The following is a 20792-nucleotide window of genomic DNA, read 5'->3' as shown; positions in this document are numbered from 1 at the left end:
TTTCAGGGGTATACCTCAAAAGATGCTATTAATTCAGTCATAAGGACAGGGACGGCAAAACCGTGAGAGAGATTGAGAAGAGCAGACATGTGGAACAGTTTGTTGTATGTGGCTGTTCCGTCAATCGTGAAAAAGACCTCAAAACCTCTTGTGAAAGCGGAGCGGGCCGTCGTTTCACAACACAGATGTGTCATGACCCCGCAAACGATGATGCGGGTGATGTTTTTTCCCTTCAGGATGGATTCAAGGGGGGTTTCAAAAAAGGCGTCATACTGGCCTTTATCAATCACAACAGCGTTTTCAGTATTCATGCTGTCTGCGATGCCGCTCAAGGGGTTTTCTTTTGTGATCGTATCCGTCCACCATCGTGACATCATCCCGGAGTTGACGGGTGTATTGATATGACGGGTGAATATGAGGGGCAGACCCCTGTCCGAATACAAATGGATAAGTGTCTTTATGGCGGGAATAATCGCGCTGGCACTGGGAATATATGCATGTGATGATGCTTCCAGAAAATATTTTTGCATATCCAGAATTAATAATGCCGACCCTTCAGGATTAAACACAAAATCATGTCTTTTCCTGAACTCCATGAGCGAAGAGAGCATTATTTCAGCCTTTTGATGGATAGAACCGGCTGTGAAGTATCTTTCTTTTATCATAGGCCGGTCGGGCTATTCAGAAAATATCTGTGCCATGAAGGTATAAATGTTTGTTCCTTTATCCTTCCACGCCGTTGACGGGAGACCGGCTTTCATGCAGGTCTGTCTGAGAAATTCTTCCCTGTTCCATTTATGCTCTGTGGCCACCTGCGGCAACAGGAGACCGGAATAGTTACCTTTTGTTATATACAAACCATGTTTTCCAACTTCGATACTGTTTGGATCATTGATAAGTTTTAAAGGGGTGAGTGCTGATATTTCAATATTAATGTCTTTCAATTCCCCTTTTGAAACAGGAGGAAAGCGGGGGTCCCTGGTTGACGCTGATACCGTCATTTCTATAACTGCTTTGTATAATGGTGCAACCGGCACAATATATCCAATGCACCCGCGGAGGTCATGATTTTTTGTAAGCGTAACAAAGACCCCTCTTTTTTCAAGGAGCTTGCCTGCTTTAATATCAAACTGCGGGATATTGCCCTTTGAGATATATTCATCGAGGGTTTTGCGGGCAATCATAAGTAATGTATTCTGTTCTTGCTTGCTCAGAGCGGAGTCGCTTTTGTCGGGATACATAAAGGCAACGGCCCCGTATCCCACAACCCTGTCTTTATCACGTGTCACATCGCCGGAATTTGCATAATAAAGGGTTTTCGCCCGGGCGTTCAGCTTCGAGGCTACCATCATGAGGGTAATCACACCGGGGGCGCCGCACAATTCGCAATTCCCATTGTAAAGATTTTCAAAGAGTTTTTCGATACCAAGTTCTTCCATGTCTTTTAAGGCGAGTTTGTCCATTTGGGACGCTTTGTTATAAGAGTGATAGTGGGACATGTCGGAGGATGCAACAATGAGGATGTCTTTCGGGTTTTGTTTGAGGAGTTTCAGGAGGGCATCGGAAAGGTTTTTATAGTCATCTCCATCAAGAGACCCGGTAACCAGAGGTACAATGTTAAATGATTTAAGAGAGCGCTGGAGGAAAGGCACCTGTACCTCCAGGGAATGCTCACGGACAAAGGCCGCGGGATAGACCTTTACGGATTTGCAGTTATCCATGAGATATTGTGCAATCTTCCGGTCTATCTGGACATTTCCGAGTGGGGTTTCCCAGGAGCCTGAAGGGTAAATCGAGATTCCCTTGAAAGGCACCTGGTGACTCGACCCGATAATAATCACGGTTTTGTAATCTTTTCCTTTTATCTGGTTATATCCGTACGCTGCAACCTGTCCTGAATACTCGTATCCTGCATGGGGAGAAATAACACCAAAAATCTGTGAAGGAATCTTTTCACTCTTTGCCTCAGCCTCTTTGAGATACCCATCTATCTTTTTCTCCAGTTGATGCTTGTCCGCCGGATAAAAAGACCCTGCAAAAGCCGGTTTTTTTACTTTCTGCTGCCCCTCCTCAGCATTGCAGAGGGTTGAGACAAAAAATATGAAAAATATGCCAAGGGCAATGATAAGGTGTTTATAACTCAAAACTCGAAACTCAAAACTCAAAACTGTTTTCATCCCCATATTCCTCCTATCTTTGTCCCGCAATATTTGCATTTTCCATTCTTTACCGCGTTCTCAAGAATGCTGTATCCGGCCCTTTTTACCAGCATCTTTTTGCAGTTGGGACAGTATGTATTGTCTCCCGGATGACCGGGGACATTTCCCACATATGGGTAATGGAGCCCTGTTTTTATGGCAATTTCCCGTGCTTTCTCGAGCGTGCTCACCGGGGTGGGGGCAACACCGGTCATTTTATACATGGGGTAAAAACGGGAAAAATGGACAGGCGTGTCCGCACCTACATCGTTTTTTACCCACTCACATAATTTTGTAATCATCTTCATATCATCGTTGTAACCAGGGATGACAAGATTTGTTATCTCCACCCATACCCCTGATTTCTTGAGTGTTTTTATCGTTTCAAGCACCGGATTTAGTTCGGCTTCGCAGATTCTGTTATAAAAATCGTTGCTGAACCCCTTTAGGTCGATATTCGCCGCATCGAGGTATTTGCAGAGTTCTTTCAGCGGTTCCGGGTTGATGTAACCGTTTGAATGGTTCACGTTGAGAATGCCGTTACTTCTTGCAAGCTTTGCTGTATCAAGCATGTATTCAAAGAAATTTGTCGGCTCTGTGTAGGTATAGGCTATGCTTCTGCATCCGCTTGATTTTGCAGTTGATACAATTTTATCCGGCAGACTGTACTGGTTTACGGTATCGAGCGGGGAAACTTGAGATATCTGCCAGTTCTGACAGAACTTGCACCTCAGATTGCAGCCGGCACTCGCTATAGAAAAGCTCATGCTCTTTGGATAAAAATTATAAAATGGTTTTTTCTCGATGGGGTCGATGTGGATCGCACAGGGTTGCGCATATCCAAGGGAGAGCAGTATGCCCCTTACATTTTTTCTCGCACGGCAGAAACCGGTTTCACCTTCCGGAATAATACATCCACGTGGACACAGTTGGCATGATACAGTCATCTTTTTGTCGTCGAGCCTTTGATAATATAGGGCTTCTTTGAGCTGGGGTTTCGTGTCGGCGTAAAGCTTACCCGGCATACTCTTCAATACAACGGGGGCGAGCAGGGCAATTCTCAAAAAGTCTCTTCTGGTTATCATGGCACTATCCGTATAATATTATACTACATTCTGAACACAGAGAAAATACCTCAGATAACTTCCCGTTATCGGATTTTTAACCATAATTCGGTACTTTCGTATTGAGAAATTGTTTTTCTTCTATTATTCTTATGTCATGCCAAAAAGCAAATTCCTGTCAGTAACATGCCACCTTTTATTCACTATTCAAGACGGTTTTTTTTAGGTCTTATTGAGCATGCAACCAGATCATGCCCAGATATTCGTGGCTGGCCGCTTCCAACATTCCCAGGGAACTGGCGCTAGGAAAGAACATCCCGGGATGGAATTGCGATTGTTTGACGACCATGTAGTTGGTTGGCGCGGGGATCGGGTCCATACCGTATTTGCGAAAAAGGGCTATGGACCGGGGCATGTGGATGGCCGAGGTCACGAGAATGAATTGACTATGGCCAACGATGCTTGAGATCCATTTTGCCTGATCGGCCGTATCCCGGGATTTATTTTCACAGACCATATCGTTTTCTTTTACCCCCATCAACAGGGCTGTCTTCGCAAGCGTTTCGGCCTCCGGTGTGTCCTGAAATACGGCTCCGCCGGAAAGAAGGAGCCTTGAACCGGGGAGTTGACGGTGGAGGCTTACCCCTTCTAAGAGGCGAGTCAGCGACGCCGAACCAAGCTGACTGGAAAGGGGCAAACGTGGATCGGGCAGGTTGCCGCCTCCCAGCACCACAATCCATTTAATGTCTTTGGCCTTTTGAATATCTTTAACATTGAGTAAAGGGAGATAACGGTTTTCGAGAGATGTCGTAAGCTGGTCTGCCAGAAATCCGAAGCTTGTCAGTAGGAGCAGGCTCGTTCCCAGGGTAACGAAGATTTTACCTAAAAATTGCTTCTTAGTTGCCCACAGGAGGATCAAGCCGCTCACTATCAAGATTGACACGATGGGCAAGGGCAGAAAAAGGGGGGAAACAATTTTTTTCAAAAAAAATATTGTGTCGACCATCAGCGCACCAGATTTATTCCCGTCTCCGGGTTTTCATTCTACTCAAGAAATTGTCCGTTTGTTTCAACAGGATTACGGCAAATGCCTTGACGTAATGAGGCAAATTTTACTACACAATACAAAAATTATCATTATTTATTCTTACAGGAGTGTGCATCATAATCCCCCGTTATTCCAGAGAAAAGATGGAACGCATAATGAATGCCTCTCTTTTAAATGTTGTTTGATATTATCAAGATTCATAGGATTTGTATAGGAAAACGACCACTATTTCTTTGGAAAAGTGTACAGGAGGATCAGGCTTGTTGCCTTTAGAACGGCAAGGAGAAGACAGCCCTGGAGAAGGCCGAGCACGGGAAGAACGATGAGTCCTCCAACAATGCCTCCGAGGCACCCGCCAACAAGGTCTGCACCGTAGAGCATCCCCGCAGTTCTGCCGACCGGTTGAGTGTTACCTAAACCTTCGTGACCGGTACGATTCAGATAGATTGCATTGGAAAGCGGGAATTGCATACCGGCAAAAAAACCTGAGATCATGAGCAGGATATAAAATATGAGCCGGATGGCAACGGGTGATATGGAGGATAATTTTTCAGGAAAGGAAAATATAAGCATGAGGAGGAGTGAAAACATTACCATTGCAGCATCGAGAGTCTTCATGAGAGATAATTCTTGTGCGCCGATCCGCCTGTCGCGATAGGTTACAATAAGACTCCCGGCAGCCATGCCTCCCATGAAAACAGTGATGAGAATCCCTATTTCGTAGAAGACATACCCGTAAAATATCTGAAAACCAAACATCAAAACAAGCTCGAAAACCATTACGGCAAAGCCTGTTGTGGTGATTGCATAGGGGATGCCGATGTATGTGAACTTTTTCCTGAGAAGAAGGAACAACAGAAAAACAGCAGAAATGAAAATAAGCAAGGAGGTGAAATTGATGTGTTTTGCTGAATCGAAAACAGACTTGAGCGATGGAGAAAAGAGCAGGTTCTGATAGGCAATAGTATAATAGAGACCTTTTGGAGAAAAATCCCTGTTCACTGATGCTTTTGAATCCTCTATGGCAGAGGCAAACCACTCCTGCCACCTTTTTTCAAACCGGTAATTGAGGTGTGGAAGGGTTATTAATTTTGTCTCTATACGCTGCCGGCTCAATGCTTTGTAAAGAAGGGAAGGGGATATTTCTGTCACTATATCCGAATGCGAAGCGAGAAGAAGGTTGTAATCACCGGGGAGGACAAAGACGTATGCGAATACGGACTTGAGTGTTTCAATGATACTTGTGTTGAGCTCCTTCAACTCGCTGCTGTAGTAAGTCTGAGAGCCCGGCATGGTAAGGGCGAGTATCCCGTCGGTTTTCAAAATGGACTTTACCATAGTGAAGAATTCCTGTGTATAGAATCTGTTCGTCTGAAGTGTCGATGGCGGGGGCAATCCTATCAGCACAACATCATATTTATCTTTCGTTTCTTTGAGGAATATTTTCCCGTCTATGTAATGAAGCCTGACAAGGGGATTATTCAACTCTGTTTCTGTAAGCGGTGTTGAAAATCTTCTGATTGTCTTGAGGAGGGCAGGGTCTATCTCGACATAATCCACCTTTTTTACAGTGGGGTGTTTGAGTATTTCGTTAATGAGACCGCCTGCGCCTCCGCCAAGGATGAGAACGTTTTCAGGATGGGGATGGGTAAGGAGAGGAAAGTGGGCGAATTCCTCCACAAAGGCAATGTCAGGTACGGGCGTGGTTATGAATGGGATGCCGTCAGTGAAAAAGGTGTATTGGTTCTCATTTTGGATTACAACTATATTCTGATAGACGGAATTTTCATAAAAGACCACGTTTTGTTGTGGCCATTGTTTCTTGATGGAGGTAGAGTGGAGTGTATCGTCAATATCATATAGCAAGGCAATGAAAGTGGAAACCGAGAGCATAAGGGTGAATATAAACAATCCCGCCTTCCTACCGCCTGATTGCCCTGTTTTATTTTCTTTAAAAACATGCAGCATGAAAATCATGCAGGATACTGTACTCAACAAGGCTACAACGAGGGCAACATGAAATGAGTTGAAATATGGAATAAAGATATAGCTTACCAGTATTCCCCCCGCAATCGTTCCGAGCATCTCATAGAAATAGACTTTTCCCACTGATGATGCCCCTTTGCCGGTCAGTTGATTATGGATTGAACACGCCAGGGTAAAAAAGAAACCATGGAGGATTCCTGTTGGAAGAAGAATGAGAAAAGAAGAGTAAAAAACAGGGAGAAGCCCCACTCCTACTCCGGGGGGGATAGAGAGAATTACTTTAAAGACACGGGTCAGATAGATGCTTGCGGGGAATAGCACTGAGAAGAGGATTATTGAAAATACAAGTATTTCAGGGTTGTCCTTGCGGTTACATGTGCCGCCGATAAATGCACCGATGGCTTCCCATATGACCCAGGAGCCGATTATGACCCCTATTGATAATTCATTCCCGGAAAAGAGGACGAGCAACTCCCTTAGAAGTATCGTCTGCGCAACAATCCCGCCTAAACCGGCAACGAATACAAAAAGAATAAAGCGGATGGTTTTTGTTTTATGCATCAATTATACATATATAATGTTCGGGTATAATGTGCAAGGTGAAAGGTGGAAGGTGAAAAGTGAAAGGTAAAAGGTAGTGAATAGTGAATAGTAAAACCTTTTTCCCGTCACTCCTGCTTTTTTTCCGTCACTCCTGCGGAAGCAGGAGTCCAGACTATTCACTGTTCACTAACGACTATCGACTGTTTTTAAACGACTATTCACTGAAGTAACCCTGAACCCTTGGCCCCTTGAACCCCGCCTCTCGACCCCTTGACCCCTGTTTTCTAAATTACCTTGTCTCTTTCCGGTGGAGTATGATATAAAATGTAACCCGGAGAGATGTCCGAGAGGCTGAAGGAGCACGACTGGAAATCGTGTGTGCGTGCTAAAACGCGCACCCAGGGTTCAAATCCCTGTCTCTCCGCCATAAAAAATTGTGAAAAATTCGCCAGGCCCTGCGCAACGTGGAGGTTATGAACCCCGTCAGGTCCGGAAGGAAGCAGCGGTAGTAACTGATTCGTGTGCCGCAGGTAGCCTGGTCTTTAAAATGTAGAATGTAGAATTATGAATGTAGAATTAAAATACAGAATTTACTCATACTTGCAATTCGCAAGGGGTTTTGAGGAATGAACTACACTGTCATTGCACGAAGGTGGAGACCAAAGCGTTTCGAAGATGTTGTAGGTCAACCTCATATTGTCACAACAATAAAGAACTCGATTAAACACAACAGGGTAGCGCATGCCTACCTCTTTACCGGCCCGAGGGGTGTTGGTAAAACATCCCTTGCAAGGATCATTGCTAAGGCGATGAACTGTATTGGCGGGCCAAAAGAAGAGCCTTGCGGCATATGTGAAAATTGCACTGCGATCGATAACGGCAGCTTTGTTGATGTTATTGAGATAGATGCGGCATCCACAAGAGGAATTGACGACATCAGAGAGCTCACCGAAACCGTCAGGTATATGCCCATGAAGGGCACTTACAAGCTATATATTCTCGATGAGGCACATATGTTGACACCGCAGGCAAGAGATGCCTTTTTGAAAACCCTCGAAGAGCCTCCCGGAAACAATATCTTTATTCTTGCAACTACGGAGCCGCAGAAGATTCCTTACACGATAATGTCCAGGTGTCAGCGTTTTGACTTCAAGAGGATTTCGGAGAGGGAGATAGTGAACCAGTTGAAGTTGATCTGCGAGGACGAAAAGATAAAATATGATGAGAGCGCCTTCAGCCATATTGCAGTCGAGGCAGACGGGAGTATGAGAGATGCCGAATCTCTGTTAGATCAGATTATTGCCTATAGCGGTGACTTTATATCCGAAAAGGATGTTATAAGTGTAATTGGTATTGTAGAAAAAGAAATCCTGTACGACCTCATCAAATCTATTCTGGACGAAAACCTGAAGGCCGGTCTTGAGATTATTGAGAAGACATTGAATGATGGTTATGATACCTATCAGGTATACGAAGGTCTTATATCTTTTTTGCGAAACATGATGATACTCAAGGTATACGGCAGCATCCCCCCCTTTTTTTATATGGGAGAGGAAGAATATCGTAAAATAGCGGAACTGTTAAAAGGTATTGAATATTATGAGATTCAAAATATGCTGAACTATATGCTGAGATCAGAGGACATGTTTAAAGGGATTTTCCAGAGGATTTCCCTGGAGATACTCTATATCAACCTCTACAACATCTCAAAACTGAGAGATGTGGAGAAAATGATTGACAGTTTAAGTAAGCACGAGCATACAGAGGGGTCTGTGCATGATAAATATGATAAACTTGTAGAGGAGCATAATCCACCCGAACCTCAATTTAAGAAGGATTTGAAAGGGTTTATTGAGTATCTGAAACAGAAGAAGCCCTTTATGAGTAGCATCCTGCAGTCCCTTGAAATTAAGATAGATGGTGCCAATATAGTTGTATTTATTGACAAAAACTATAATTTCATCAAAGAAGATGCCAGCTTGAAGGATGATATAAGACAGTATTCGAAGATATTTTTTGGCAACGAAATGGGATTAATTTTTAAAGGTGCAACAGAGAAGAAAAAGGATATGCTCGAGGATTATGTGAAAGAGGCAGATTCCTTATTTAAAGTATGAAGAAGGAGGGGATATGTCAAAGAATTTTGGTCAACTATTAAGCCAGGCAAAAAAGATGCAGGAGAAGCTTCAAAAGATGCAGGAAGAAATGGGCGACAAAACCGTTGAAGCCCAATCCGGCGGAGGTATGGTCTCTTGTGTGGTAAATGGAAAACAGGATCTGATTTCATTAAAGATTTCCGACGAAATATGGGAAGAAAAGGACAAAGAACTCCTGGAAGACCTTATCGTTGCAGCTATCAACGAAGGTCTCAATAAATCAAAAGATATGATGCAGGAAGAGATGGCGAAGATTACCGGGCTTGGTGGTATGCAAATGCCGTTCGGGGTATAGATTGTATTATCCCGGACCAATCGAGCGGTTGATTGAAAACCTTACAAAGTTGCCTGGCATTGGCAGGAAAACCGCTACAAGACTCACCTTTTTTCTTCTCAATTCCAAGGGGTTTTATATATCTGAACTTTCAGAAAGCCTTCTCGATGTTAAAGAAAAAATAAAACTTTGCAGTGTCTGCTTCAATATTACGGATGTTGATCCTTGCGTAATCTGTACTGACCCCCGGAGGGACAGGTCTATTATTTGTGTTGTCGAAGAATCATCACATATGATGGTGGTAGAATCGGCCAATCCAGGTCATTATAAATACCATATTCTTCACGGTGTTATAAACCCTATAGAGGGCATTGGTCCCGATGACGTGAGGATAAAAGAATTGCATGAGAGGATTATCAGGGAAGAAATCAAGGAAGTGATTATTGCCACTAATCCCAACATAGAAGGTAATACAACTGCCCACTATATAAGCGAGATTCTAAAATCACTTGATGTAAGGATTACAAGAATTGCTTCAGGCATTCCTGTCGGTGGAGATATTGTTTACATAGACCCACTCACCATAAAAAGCTCGATAGATAATCGGAAAAATATTTAATAGAGCAGTGAATAGCGAATAGTGAACAGTGAATAGTACTAAACCCAGATTTATCGTTAGAATCACTATCGGTGTCGGATAATCCCTCGCAAACACGTTCATTCCGCTCCGGCGACTCCATTCACTCGCGTTCGGCTTCGGAACTTTTGCATACGCAAAAGACCGAGCTTCCTCGCCTCATGACGGTTTGCTCCGGGATACCCCGACACCTTCCCAATGACAGATTTGGGTTTATTCTATCTACTATCTACTGTTTTATCGATTGCCAATCCTTCAAAAACTTCTCAAGTCCTATGTCAGTTAATGGATGTTTGATGAGCTGTGAGAGAACGTTAAAGGGTATGGTGGCTATGTCAGCGCCAATAAGCGCTGCATCAAGGACATGAACGGGATTGCGGATGCTTGCAACGATGATCTCTGCTTCAAACCCGTAATTTGAATAGATTGTCGCTATATCTTCAATAATGCCCATGCCTCTCTGGGAAATGTCATCGAGTCTCCCGATGAAGGGACTTACGTAACTTGCCCCCGCTTTTGCAGCAATAAGCGCCTGAACAGGTTGGAATATCAATGTTACGTTTGTTTTTATGCCTTCCTGTGAGAGTGTTTTTACTGCTTTGGCCCCTTCCTCAGTCATGGGGATTTTGATAACAGCATTAGGGCCTAATGATGCAAGCTTTCTTGCCTCCCCGACCATACCTTTGGAGTCTGTGGCCACAACCTCCAGGCTTACAGGCCCTTCTACAACGGATAAGATTTCTTTAATTACTGTCTGTGGATCCTTTTTTTCCTTTGAGAGCAATGAAGGGTTGGTTGTAACGCCATCGACAAGCCCCATTTCAATCCCTTTTTTGATCTCTTCAATGTTTGCCGTGTCTATAAAAAATTTCATATCTATACCTCCGTATTTACATTTTCAATAAAGTTGAATTTTATTTTTGAATCTGAGATTCTATATAGATATGACATATATTGAGTATGATTACAAAACTATTTTAAAAGAATAGCAGTCTTTGATTGACTCAATTTCTATACAACCTTATAATAAATAATTCTATGAAGAACAGCATAAAATATTATCTGACAGAAGATATTGGTACCGGGGATATTACCACAGATGCCATAGTGTCTGAAATGCATGTTTCAAGGGCCAGAATTGTTGCAAAAGAGGATGGTGTCATTGCGGGCCAGTCTATCGCAAAAGAAGTTTTCAGGGAGCTTGACGATACATTGGTATACGAAGAATGGAAAAAAGACGGGGAGCATGTGAAGAAGGGCGACATAATCACCATTATTAAAGGAAAGACACGTGCAATATTGACGGGTGAAAGGGTTGCCTTGAACTTTCTGCAGAGACTTTCAGGCATAGCCACTTTAACGGGGAAGTTTGTTGAGGCCGTTGAAGGCACCGGAGTTAAGATACTTGATACAAGAAAGACTTCCCCTGGCCACAGGGAAAAGGAAAAATATGCGGTGAGAATGGGTGGAGGCTATAATCACAGGAGCAATCTCAGTGAAATGGCCCTTATTAAAGAGAACCATATAGCTGCTGCGGGCTCCATAAAAGATGCAGTAAGGAAGATCCGCGACATATCAAAGGTGCCTATAGAGGTAGAAGTAAAAAACATGGTGGAGTTAGAGGAGGCATTAAAGGAAGAAGTAGATCGTATAATGCTCGACAACTGGGATACAAAAGGGATAAAGACGGCAGTTTTATTCGTGAACAAAAGGATTCCCGTTGAAGTGTCCGGGAACGTAAACATAGAAAGCATAAAGAAAATTGCGAAAGCTGGTGTCGATTTTATCTCAATAGGGGCGTTGACACATTCTTTTAAATCGCTCGACATAAGTTTGCTCCACGAAGGAGTTTCGTAGATGATGAGTAAACCGCAACCAACAAAAACAGAAATACTGGAAAGGATAAAGGCTGCCAGAAAGAAACTTGGCAGTGACCTGGTTGTACTGGCGCATTTCTATCAAAATGACGACATTATACAATCAGCAGATTTTATTGGAGATTCTTTACTGCTTGCCCAGGCCGCTTCAAAACAGAAAGATGCACATTATATCATCTTCTGTTCCGTATCCTTTATGGCTGAAATGGCGCGAATCATATGCAGTCCTGAACAGATGGTGTTTCATCCGGAAACAAAAGCGAGATGCCCTCTGGCAGAGATGGCGAATATAGATGATGTTGAAAAGGCATGGGTTACCCTGGGAAAGACAGGGAAAAGGATTATCCCCGTTGTGTACGTTAATTCAAATGCCGATTTAAAGGCCTTTTGCGGTAAAAACGAAGGGCTTGTGTGTACATCAGCCAATGCTAAAAAGGTCATGGAACATGTCTTTTCCAGAAATGCAGTCCCTTTCTTTTTTCCGGATGAAAACCTTGGAAGAAACATGGCGCACACCATGGGTATATCCGACGAAGAGATGTTTCTCTGGGATCCCTACGAGACCGACAACACCAGGAATGGAGCATCCATGAACAATGCCAGGATTTTTTTGTGGAGAGGATTTTGCATAGTTCATACGGTTATTTTACCGTCCCATGTGGAGGCAATAAGAAGGCAATATGAAGGCATAAAGGTAATTGTGCATCCCGAATGTACTCCGGATACCGTTAACGTTTCCGATTTGGCGGGTTCAACGAGCTTTATTAAGAATACTGTAGAAAAATCGGCCCCAGGCTCAAGCTGGGCAATTGGAACGGAGATTAACTTTGTAAACAGGATTAAAAAAGAAAATCCGGATAAGCTTATTATTCCCCTTTTGGGTTCAGGCTGCAGGGAGATGGCAAAGATTACGCCGGAAAAGCTCCTTCGTGTGCTTGAAAATCTGGTCGAAGGAAGGGTTGTCAATCCGGTTCTTGTGGATGGAACGTATACGGAACATGCAAGGCTGGCCTTAAAAAGAATGCTGGAGATTAAATAAAATGAATAAAGATAACAGACATTATTGTGATGTTCTCATTATCGGTTCGGGTATAGCCGGCCTTTCGGCGGCCATTACCGCCGCAGATTCAGGGCTCGATGTAATCATTGTCACAAAGGGGTCAACCCTTGAGGAATCGAATACATACCATGCTCAGGGTGGGATTGTCTCTATGGGAAGGGATGACTCCCCGGAATACCTTATAAACGATATTATGCAGGCCGGGGATGGAATTTCAAACCTTGAGGCGGTTAAAGTGGTTGCCCACGAAGGGCCATCCCTGGTGGATGCTTTTCTGGTAAAAAAAATAGGTGTCCCTTTTTCGCGTTCCGAGGAGGCAGGATATGAATATGCAAGGGAGGCAAGTCATTCGAAAAGAAGGATTCTCCATTGTATGGATTCCACGGGAAAGTCAATTGAAGAAGCCCTTGTAAAAAAGGTGATGGAGATAGAAAAAATAAGAGTTTTTGTAAATTATACCGCAGTAGACCTGCTTACCATACCGCATCATTCGACCAGTCCGCTGGCGTTGTATATGGAGCCGCAGTGTATAGGCGCATATGTGCTGAATAACGAAAGTGAGCATGTGGAGAGGATATTCTCGACCTATACGATCCTTGCAGCCGGAGGTCTCGGAAGAATCTATCTCCACACCACAAATCCTTCCAGTGCAACAGGCGACGGATTTGCAATGGCCGACAGGGCAGGGGCCAGACTGATCAATATGGAGTACATTCAGTTCCATCCAACAAGTCTTTTTCATAAGGACGCCGACGGATTTCTTATTTCAGAGGCGCTGAGGGGTGAGGGCGCAAAGCTTAAAACAAAAGACGATGTACCTTTCATGGACAAATATTCTTCTTTGGGCGATCTTGCGCCGAGAGACGAGGTGTCACGGGCAATATATGAAGAGATGATAAAAAGAGGAGATTCATACGTCTATCTCGATATTGCCTCTTATACGGATATCAATATCAAGAAACGTTTTCCCACTATTTATAAACGCTGTCTGTCGCTTGATATTGATATCCAGAAGGTGCCTATTCCGGTTGTGCCTGCCGCTCACTACAGTTGCGGTGGTGTCCAGGTGGATGTCTGGGGAAGGACATCTCTCAATAATCTCTATGCTGCCGGGGAGGTGACGGCAACGGGCATACATGGCGCCAACAGACTTGCTTCCACGTCGCTCCTTGAAGGACTGGTGTGGGGAATAAGATCTGCTCAACATATAGTTGAACACTTTGATGATAAAAAACCGTATGAAGAATCTGAAATCCCGCCATGGCGTTTTCCGGAACGGGAAGAAGAGGTTGACCCGGCGCTTATCCAGCAGGACTGGGTAAGTATAAAATCCACCATGTGGAATTACGTGGGTATCATACGTACTGTCAGGAGACTGGAGAGGGCAAAATCAGATCTTGGCTATCTCAAGAACAGGATAGACGATTTTTACAGAAGGGCACACCTTGTTCCTATGGTGATCAATCTTAGAAACGGAGTCAGGACGGCATTCATAGTGGCTCAATCCGCATTCAAAAACCGTATGAGCCGGGGCGCTCACTTCATTAAGTAGGCAAGAAAAATCATTAAAATGTTATTAAAATTATTTTGAGTATTAGTGTAATGCATTAAAAATAAAATAATTATTGTTGACAACAATCTTCATATTGTATTATATTAAGTACAATGAATACTCGTAAAAATCCGACAAACAATTTCTGGTATTGGTATTACTATATTGTTATGCACCCGCCGTGCCCCTAATAACATAAATGGGATACCAAAAGGCCATGGGTGTAAAAACCCATGGCCTTTTTTGTTTTTAGTACTGTGAAAAAGGAGCAAAAATGAAAAATATATTGTTGACTGCCTTGAAAGAAAGAGAAAGAACCGTTGTCTCTGTTGGTGATGTGACGATAGGGGAAGGTTTTTGTGTGATTGCCGGCCCCTGCTCTGTAGAAAACGAAAAACAGACCATTGAAACTGCGCATGCGGTAAAAGAAGCAGGGGCCGATATGATGAGGGGCGGCGCCTTTAAACCGAGAACCTCTCCCTATGCCTTTCAGGGACTTGGTTTAAAAGGGCTCAAGATATTGAAAAAGGCAAAGGAAGAAACAGGATTACCTATTGTCACAGAGGTAATTGATACAAGGGATGTTCCATGGGTATGCGAATATGCCGATGTGCTGCAGATAGGCGCAAGGAATATGCAGAACTTTTCACTGCTTAAGGAAGTGGGTAAAACACAAAAACCTGTCTTATTAAAAAGAGGCATGAACTCAACTATAGAAGAATGGTTAAATTGTGCGGAATACATCCTCGATGGAGGAAACCCTGACGTGATACTCTGCGAGAGGGGCATCCGTACTTTTGAGACATATACAAGAAATACACTTGATATAAGCGCTGTCCCTTCCTTAAAAGAACTCACGCACCTGCCGGTAATCATTGATCCTTCCCATGCTACGGGAAGGGCGAGCCTCATAGCTTCCTTGAGCCTTGCATCAGTGGCTGCCGGCGCAGACGGCATTATCGTTGAAGTCCACATAAATCCATCTGAGGCGATTTGTGATAAGGATCAGACATTAAACCCTGAACAGTTCTCGAAGATGATAAAAAGGGCTCGTACACTCCATAAATTCATGGCGGATTCAGAATGAGACAGATCACGTTAGCCGGAAATACGGGCAAAAGTATAATCATGCTGGGTCTGTCGTTAAATAACCTGATTGACTTTTGCAGTATCGAGAAAACGGTTGTAATTACGGACAGCAATGTCCACAGGCTTTACGGGGAATTGTTTTCCATATACAGGACAATTGTAATTAAGGCCGGGGAAGAGCATAAAACCCTTGATACAGTCCATGGTATATACAAAAAGCTTCTTGAGTTCGAATTTGACCGTTCATCGTTTATATTGGGTATAGGTGGCGGGGTTGTATGCGACATTGCAGGCTTTGCAGCCTCTACATATCTTCGTGGTTTGCCCTTTGCCTTTGCGCCCACTACACTTCTTGCTCAGGTGGATGCAAGTGTCGGCGGTAAGAATGGCGTCAATTTCAAAGGTTATAAAAATCTTATCGGCACGATTAATCAGCCCCAATTTGTGCTGTGCGATTTTGACGTTCTGAAGACCCTTTCAGCAGCAGAGTTAAGGAATGGGTTTGCCGAGGTGATAAAACATGCATTGATAGGAGACGAGGCGCTTTTTTCCACTATTGAGAGCGCCCGGGAAGCAGCCCTATCGTTTGATAAAGGCACAATTGAAAGGATTGTATACGATTCTCTGAAGGTGAAAACCGGCATTGTTTCTCAAGACGAAACAGAAAAAGGAGAGAGGATAAAATTGAATTTCGGCCATACCTTCGGACATGCGTTTGAGAAGACCGCCGTCATCAAGCACGGTGAAGCGGTAAGCATAGGAATGCTTATGGAGGCGAGGCTTTCTGAGGTTAAAGGGTTATTGCAGAAAAAGGATGTGGAGAGGATAGGGCAGATGCTCGCAATGTTCGATCTCCCTGTATCGTTTAAGGGCAATGTGGAAGCGATCATGGATGCAATCAGGAAAGATAAAAAGCGGGAAGATGAATATATACATACTGTCCTGCTCGATGGAATCGGAAAGGCAAGAATAGAGAAGGTAAACATTAACGAAATCAAGGAAATAGCTTATGATATGTGTTAGTATGGATGAACAATGTAATATTATCTATAATATATCATTGAATAAAATAGATTTAGCCGAGATAAGGATGGACCGGATGGTCTTGAATTCAGAAGATATTGCAAAAATATTTTCGCAACCTGTGACGCTTATTGCCACATGCAGAGCGGGCGCCCTCGATGATACGAAGAGGAAGGAATATTTGATTGCTGCAATAGAAGCAGGGGCACAGTATGTGGATATCGAGGTTGAATCGGTCATTGCCTATAAAAGGGAGATCATGAAAAGGGCAGGATCAAAGGGGTGTAAGGTGATAATTTCCTTTCATGACTTCGAGAAGACCCCTGAAGATAAAATACTGAGACAAACTGCTGCATTGTGCTTCAGCGAGGGTGCCGACATTGCCAAAATCGCCTGCAAGGTACATTCCGTCACGGATAGCGCAAGGCTTCTGGGACTGCTCGGTCAGGAGGATTTTAAAGACAGACTTGTAGTTGTAGGAATGGGTGAAAAGGGCAAGATAACGCGGGTTGTTGCTCCTTTTCTGGGAAGCCCCTTTACATATGTATCCTTTGAAGAGGGTAAGCAGACTGCCGAAGGCCAGATTGAAAAGGCGCGTTTGGAAGAGATTATGAGGTTATTGAAACATGTCTAAGACAAAGATATTTGCCGTTACCGGAAATCCGGTTCTTCAGAGCAGGAGCCCCGATATCTTCAATGCCGCTTTTGAATTATTGTCAATGGACGCCGTATACACGCGCTTTGCAGCCTCCCGGCCTGAAGAAATCATAGAGGGTGCATTGGATATAGGCATTTCAGGCTTTAATGTAACTTCGCCTTTCAAGGAAGAGATTGTGCCCTTTCTGGACGACATGGAGGAGGCGGCGCAGAGAATAGGCGCTGTCAACACAATAATTGTAAAAGAGGGCAGGCTTAAAGGGTTCAATACGGATATTAAAGGCGTAAAAGATGCCCTTCATTTCAACGGTGTGAAAGCAGAAGGGAAAAGGGCCTTTGTGCTGGGCGCAGGCGGGGCGGCCAAGGCGGCTGTGTGTGCCCTTATTTCGGAAGGGGCGGATGTGGTGATCGCGAACCGCACGTTTGAAAAGGCAAGGGCTATTTCTGAAGAGCTGGGATGTAAAGTCGCAAGAATGGAACATATCGATGAAACGCTAAAACATACGGATATCCTCGTTTCATGCCTTTCTTCAAAAGAAAGGGTTGTAAAGCCCGATGCCCTTAAAAAAGGTATTGTCATCCTCGATGCAAACTATGGAGTGCCCACAGCACTGGTAAAGGACGGTAAACAAAGGGGTTGCACAATCGTAGACGGCAGAGAATGGCTTCTTTTTCAAGGGATATCGGCCTTCAGGCACTTTACCGGGATAGAACCTCCGATGGAGGTCATGCGGAAGGCTGTTTACAGGGAAAGCATGTCCTGTAAAAAGAACATTGCTTTCATAGGCTTTATGGGTGCCGGCAAATCTACGGTGGGTCACGGTGTTTCAAAACAGAGTGCGATGTCATACATAGATATCGATGAAGAGATAAAACAGAAGACCGGGTTATCAATACGCGAGATATTTGAAGTTAAGAGAGAAGGCGCCTTCAGACAGATTGAGAAAAAGGAGATTGCTTGTATCCCGGACCTCTCAAATACGGTAATTTCATGCGGCGGCGGGGCAATACTGAACAGGGCAAACAGGGACATACTCAGGAAAAGCTGCATTGTCGTATGGTTATGGGCAAATATCGACACTGTTTTAAAAAAAGTGGGCAACGACAACGGACGTCCGCTGCTGCCTGAAGCACATACAGAATCCGGTATCAGGAGGATGCTCAACGAGAGGTTGCCTTTATATGCAAGCACCTCCGACATGATCGTAAAGACAGACGGTGTAGAACCGAACGAGATTATAAGGAAAATATATGACGAAACGGGTAAAGTCCTCACAAATTGACGGCGAAATCAATGCGCCTGCTTCAAAAAGTGAGATGATCAGGGTTGTTGCCGCAGCCTTGCTCGCTTCAGGTACATCAAAAATAATCAACCCATCCTTTTGCAGCGACGGCCTGACTGCCCTTGGCATAGCGGATACACTCGGGGCTGAAATACTAAAGGAAGGAGACAGTATAACAATCGAGGGAAACGCCAGCCTGAAAGAAAAATGCATAAGAGGCAACACGCTCGATTGCGGCGAATCCGGGCTTTGTATTCGGATGTTCGCGCCTGTTTCAGGATTGCTTGAAGAGGAAATCACATTGAATGCCTCAGGCTCGTTGCTTAAAAGACCCTTAAAGATGGTTGAAGCATTGACTGGTTTAGGCGCAACGTGCTTGACAGACAGAGATTTTGCACCCGTACAGGTAAAAGGCAGGATCGGTTCAGGCAGGATTAATATAAACGGTTTTGAAAGCTCACAGTTTTTAACGGGTTTGCTGGTGGCACTTCCTCTGTGCAGCGGTGATTCCGATATCACGGTTACGGCACTGAAAAGTAAGCCCTATATCGAGTTGACGATTGATACTATGAGGAGGTTCGGTGTAGCAGTTTCCCACAACAATGACCTTACGGAATTTCATATAAAAGGTGATCAGCACTATAAACCCTGTATGTGCGCAATAGAAGGGGATTGGTCTGGCGCTGCCTTTTTTCTTGTTGCCGGGGCATTGGCAGGTTCCATAAAGGTAAAGGGTCTAAGTCCGGACTCATATCAGGCGGATAAAGCGGTGATAGAGGCGCTTATTAAGGCAGGGGCTCAGGTAGAGGTGAAAAATGACTATATTTTTGTCGCAAAAGACAGGCTGAATGCATTTGAGTTTGATGCCGGTGATTGCCCTGATCTGTTTCCTCCCCTTGTTGCCCTCGGAGCAGGATGTGCGGGCAAAAGCGTCATCTACGGGGTGGAACGCTTAAAACATAAGGAGAGCAACCGCGGCCTTGCCCTGGTTGAGGAATTTTCCAAGATCGGGATCAAGATAAGGATTTTTGAAGACCGGATGGAGATTACCGGTGGGAACAGGAGGGGCGGTACAGTGGATTCTCATAATGACCATAGAATAGCAATGGCATGCGCAATAGCTGCGCTTGCAGGGCAAGGGGATGTTATTGTAGAGAGACCGGCATGTGTTTCCAAGTCCTTTCCCTCGTTTTTTGAAGATCTGAATTCAGTGAAGGTGAAACATGAATAGTTTCGGACGTGTGTTTAAAGTATCAATCCTGGGCGAGTCCCACGGAGAGTGTGTCGGTATTCTCATCGATGGCTGTCCTGCCGGACTTTCTGTTCCGGTTCAGGGGTTTGATGATGACCTGAAAAGGCGTATGGGGGGTATCGAGGGCACAACCCCGAGAAAAGAGCCGGATATCCCTCTAATAAAAAGTGGTGTATTCAACAGGAAAACCACGGGCGCCCCGATTTGTATCCTTTTTGAGAATAAGAATGTTGATTCGAGTGCTTACAATAGCATTAAAGATACACCCAGACCCGGACATGCGGATTTTACTGCCTGGAAAAAATACAACGGTTTCAACGATTACAGAGGCGGTGGACATTTCTCGGGAAGATTGACTGCAGGGCTGGTTGCTGCAGGGGTCATAGCAAAGCTGCTGATAAAACCGGTAAAGGTAGAGGCTACGCTTATAGAAGCCGGCAGGTCCGAAGATATCACGGCTGCCGTTCAATCCGCTATGCAAAACAGGGATTCTATCGGCGGTATCGTGTCATGCAGGGCGAGCGGTTTGCATGCGGGGTTGGGAGAGCCATTCTTCGATTCTGTGGAATCCCTCATAAGCCATCTGGTCTTTTCCATACCTGCCATAAAGGGCATAGAATTTGGCGCAGGTTTCTCATGCGCACGGATGCGGGGAAGCGAGTGTAACGATGAGATCATTAACATAAAAGGCGAGACAAGGACCAACAACGCCGGCGGCATCAACGGAGGCATAACAAACGGGAACGATATCGTTTTTAAGGCGGCTGTCAAGCCCACATCAAGTATATCCCGCATGCAGCATACCGTTAACCTGAAAACCGGCGAACAGGTGGAGCTTTACGTGAAAGGAAGGCATGACGTGTGCATCGCGTTGCGGGTGCCCGTTGTTATAGAGGCTGTTACCGCCATAGCGCTTGCAGACCTCATGCTTATAGATTCCCACGGGCAAGTCCCGCTGCAGGATTTAAACAGTTCACACGGTGAGCGAGAAAGGGAGGCTCCGAACGGCTTTGCCGTTGGAGGGGGCGACCCCGCAAGCGGGACAGGCGCAAGCCCCGGCAATAGTGCGGATACCGGGCCACGGTAAAAGGAC

At 44.5% G+C, this 20792-nt stretch carries 18 protein-coding genes, 1 tRNA gene and 1 other RNA gene; 14 read left to right on the top strand and 6 right to left on the bottom strand.

Annotated elements, in window-relative coordinates:
• Positions 1-2: 2 nt before the first annotated feature.
• From NTX75_05765 to NTX75_05745, 5 genes are all read right to left on the bottom strand, one after another.
• Positions 3-665 carry an isochorismatase family protein gene (locus NTX75_05765; protein MCX5815735.1) on the bottom strand — a complete coding sequence of 221 codons (663 nt, stop codon included), beginning with the start codon at positions 663-665 and terminating at the stop codon, positions 3-5.
• A 12-nt stretch (positions 666-677) separates the two neighbouring features.
• Complete coding sequence (gene amrB, locus NTX75_05760) at positions 678-2177, bottom strand: AmmeMemoRadiSam system protein B (protein MCX5815734.1); 1500 nt, start codon at positions 2175-2177, stop codon at positions 678-680.
• Complete coding sequence (amrS, locus tag NTX75_05755) at positions 2174-3283, bottom strand: AmmeMemoRadiSam system radical SAM enzyme (protein MCX5815733.1); 1110 nt, start codon at positions 3281-3283, stop codon at positions 2174-2176. Before amrS ends, amrB begins: the two co-directional genes overlap by 4 nt.
• Before the next feature lie 208 nt (positions 3284-3491).
• Positions 3492-4268 carry a YdcF family protein gene (locus NTX75_05750; GenBank protein ID MCX5815732.1) on the bottom strand — a complete coding sequence of 259 codons (777 nt, stop codon included), beginning with the start codon at positions 4266-4268 and terminating at the stop codon, positions 3492-3494.
• 267 nt (positions 4269-4535) lie between these two features.
• Positions 4536-6857 (bottom strand): spermine synthase, encoded by a 2322-nt coding sequence (locus NTX75_05745; protein ID MCX5815731.1) that lies wholly within the window; start codon positions 6855-6857, stop codon positions 4536-4538.
• A 315-nt stretch (positions 6858-7172) separates the two neighbouring features.
• On the opposite strand from NTX75_05745, the gene NTX75_05740 reads away from it, so the two are divergent.
• From NTX75_05740 to recR, 5 genes are all read left to right on the top strand, one after another.
• A tRNA-Ser gene (locus NTX75_05740) sits at positions 7173-7266 on the top strand.
• Between the two features lie 19 nt (positions 7267-7285).
• Positions 7286-7383, top strand: an RNA gene (ffs, locus tag NTX75_05735) — signal recognition particle sRNA small type.
• A gap of 82 nt (positions 7384-7465) precedes the next feature.
• Positions 7466-8956: a DNA polymerase III subunit gamma/tau gene (dnaX, locus tag NTX75_05730; GenBank protein ID MCX5815730.1), complete on the top strand. Its 1491-nt coding sequence runs from the start codon at positions 7466-7468 to the stop codon at positions 8954-8956.
• Between the two features lie 13 nt (positions 8957-8969).
• Positions 8970-9290, top strand: a complete 321-nt coding sequence (locus NTX75_05725) for a YbaB/EbfC family nucleoid-associated protein (protein ID MCX5815729.1) — start codon at positions 8970-8972, stop codon at positions 9288-9290.
• A 1-nt stretch (position 9291) separates the two neighbouring features.
• On the top strand, positions 9292-9888 hold the full coding sequence (gene recR, locus NTX75_05720; protein ID MCX5815728.1) for a recombination mediator RecR: 597 nt from the start codon (positions 9292-9294) through the stop codon (positions 9886-9888).
• Between the two features lie 247 nt (positions 9889-10135).
• Here the strand turns inward: recR and fsa are convergent, their stop codons facing one another.
• Positions 10136-10780 carry a fructose-6-phosphate aldolase gene (gene fsa, locus NTX75_05715; GenBank protein ID MCX5815727.1) on the bottom strand — a complete coding sequence of 215 codons (645 nt, stop codon included), beginning with the start codon at positions 10778-10780 and terminating at the stop codon, positions 10136-10138.
• A 164-nt stretch (positions 10781-10944) separates the two neighbouring features.
• Between fsa and nadC the strand changes: the two genes are divergently transcribed.
• The 9 genes from nadC to NTX75_05670 all read left to right on the top strand — a co-directional run bounded on the left by nadC (position 10945) and on the right by NTX75_05670 (position 20786).
• Positions 10945-11763, top strand: coding sequence for a carboxylating nicotinate-nucleotide diphosphorylase (gene nadC / locus NTX75_05710; GenBank protein ID MCX5815726.1), 819 nt, complete (start codon positions 10945-10947; stop codon positions 11761-11763).
• Positions 11764-12822 (top strand): quinolinate synthase NadA, encoded by a 1059-nt coding sequence (gene nadA / locus NTX75_05705; GenBank protein ID MCX5815725.1) that lies wholly within the window; start codon positions 11764-11766, stop codon positions 12820-12822.
• Position 12823: 1 nt separating this feature from the next.
• A complete protein-coding gene (nadB, locus tag NTX75_05700; GenBank protein MCX5815724.1) occupies positions 12824-14395 on the top strand; it encodes an L-aspartate oxidase in 1572 nt (523 codons plus the stop codon).
• Positions 14396-14669: 274 nt separating this feature from the next.
• On the top strand, positions 14670-15482 hold the full coding sequence (gene aroF / locus NTX75_05695; protein ID MCX5815723.1) for a 3-deoxy-7-phosphoheptulonate synthase: 813 nt from the start codon (positions 14670-14672) through the stop codon (positions 15480-15482).
• Entirely contained in the window at positions 15479-16507 is a 1029-nt protein-coding gene (gene aroB / locus NTX75_05690) for a 3-dehydroquinate synthase (GenBank protein MCX5815722.1), read from the top strand. Before aroF ends, aroB begins: the two co-directional genes overlap by 4 nt.
• The gene (locus NTX75_05685) at positions 16494-17141 is read left to right on the top strand and encodes a type I 3-dehydroquinate dehydratase (protein ID MCX5815721.1); all 648 of its coding nucleotides are present in this window, start codon (positions 16494-16496) and stop codon (positions 17139-17141) included. Before aroB ends, NTX75_05685 begins: the two co-directional genes overlap by 14 nt.
• On the top strand, positions 17134-18447 hold the full coding sequence (gene aroE / locus NTX75_05680; GenBank protein MCX5815720.1) for a shikimate dehydrogenase: 1314 nt from the start codon (positions 17134-17136) through the stop codon (positions 18445-18447). Before NTX75_05685 ends, aroE begins: the two co-directional genes overlap by 8 nt.
• The gene (aroA, locus tag NTX75_05675; GenBank protein ID MCX5815719.1) at positions 18416-19678 is read left to right on the top strand and encodes a 3-phosphoshikimate 1-carboxyvinyltransferase; all 1263 of its coding nucleotides are present in this window, start codon (positions 18416-18418) and stop codon (positions 19676-19678) included. The genes aroE and aroA overlap by 32 nt, the downstream gene beginning before the upstream one ends.
• Positions 19671-20786: a chorismate synthase gene (locus NTX75_05670; protein ID MCX5815718.1), complete on the top strand. Its 1116-nt coding sequence runs from the start codon at positions 19671-19673 to the stop codon at positions 20784-20786. Before aroA ends, NTX75_05670 begins: the two co-directional genes overlap by 8 nt.
• Positions 20787-20792: the final 6 nt, after the last annotated feature.

The organism is Pseudomonadota bacterium (assembly GCA_026388315.1).
Lineage (GTDB): Bacteria > Desulfobacterota > Syntrophorhabdia > Syntrophorhabdales > Syntrophorhabdaceae > MWEV01.
Note: the sequence above shows the minus strand (reverse complement) of the source record. Positions and strands in the feature narration are given on the sequence as shown.

Excerpts from the sequence above, each read along its gene's own strand:
- NTX75_05765 (MCX5815735.1), bottom strand. The coding sequence starts at position 665 with ATGATAAAAGAAAGATACTTCACAGCCGGTTCTATCCATCAAAAGGCT.
- amrB (MCX5815734.1), bottom strand. The coding sequence starts at position 2,177 with ATGAAAACAGTTTTGAGTTTTGAGTTTCGAGTTTTGAGTTATAAACAC.
- amrS (MCX5815733.1), bottom strand. The coding sequence starts at position 3,283 with ATGATAACCAGAAGAGACTTTTTGAGAATTGCCCTGCTCGCCCCCGTT.
- NTX75_05750 (MCX5815732.1), bottom strand. The coding sequence starts at position 4,268 with ATGGTCGACACAATATTTTTTTTGAAAAAAATTGTTTCCCCCCTTTTT.
- NTX75_05745 (MCX5815731.1), bottom strand. The coding sequence starts at position 6,857 with ATGCATAAAACAAAAACCATCCGCTTTATTCTTTTTGTATTCGTTGCC.
- dnaX (MCX5815730.1), top strand. The coding sequence starts at position 7,466 with ATGAACTACACTGTCATTGCACGAAGGTGGAGACCAAAGCGTTTCGAA.
- NTX75_05725 (MCX5815729.1), top strand. The coding sequence starts at position 8,970 with ATGTCAAAGAATTTTGGTCAACTATTAAGCCAGGCAAAAAAGATGCAG.
- fsa (MCX5815727.1), bottom strand. The coding sequence starts at position 10,780 with ATGAAATTTTTTATAGACACGGCAAACATTGAAGAGATCAAAAAAGGG.
- nadC (MCX5815726.1), top strand. The coding sequence starts at position 10,945 with ATGAAGAACAGCATAAAATATTATCTGACAGAAGATATTGGTACCGGG.
- nadA (MCX5815725.1), top strand. The coding sequence starts at position 11,764 with ATGATGAGTAAACCGCAACCAACAAAAACAGAAATACTGGAAAGGATA.
- nadB (MCX5815724.1), top strand. The coding sequence starts at position 12,824 with ATGAATAAAGATAACAGACATTATTGTGATGTTCTCATTATCGGTTCG.
- aroF (MCX5815723.1), top strand. The coding sequence starts at position 14,670 with ATGAAAAATATATTGTTGACTGCCTTGAAAGAAAGAGAAAGAACCGTT.
- aroB (MCX5815722.1), top strand. The coding sequence starts at position 15,479 with ATGAGACAGATCACGTTAGCCGGAAATACGGGCAAAAGTATAATCATG.
- NTX75_05685 (MCX5815721.1), top strand. The coding sequence starts at position 16,494 with ATGATATGTGTTAGTATGGATGAACAATGTAATATTATCTATAATATA.
- aroE (MCX5815720.1), top strand. The coding sequence starts at position 17,134 with ATGTCTAAGACAAAGATATTTGCCGTTACCGGAAATCCGGTTCTTCAG.
- aroA (MCX5815719.1), top strand. The coding sequence starts at position 18,416 with ATGACGAAACGGGTAAAGTCCTCACAAATTGACGGCGAAATCAATGCG.
- NTX75_05670 (MCX5815718.1), top strand. The coding sequence starts at position 19,671 with ATGAATAGTTTCGGACGTGTGTTTAAAGTATCAATCCTGGGCGAGTCC.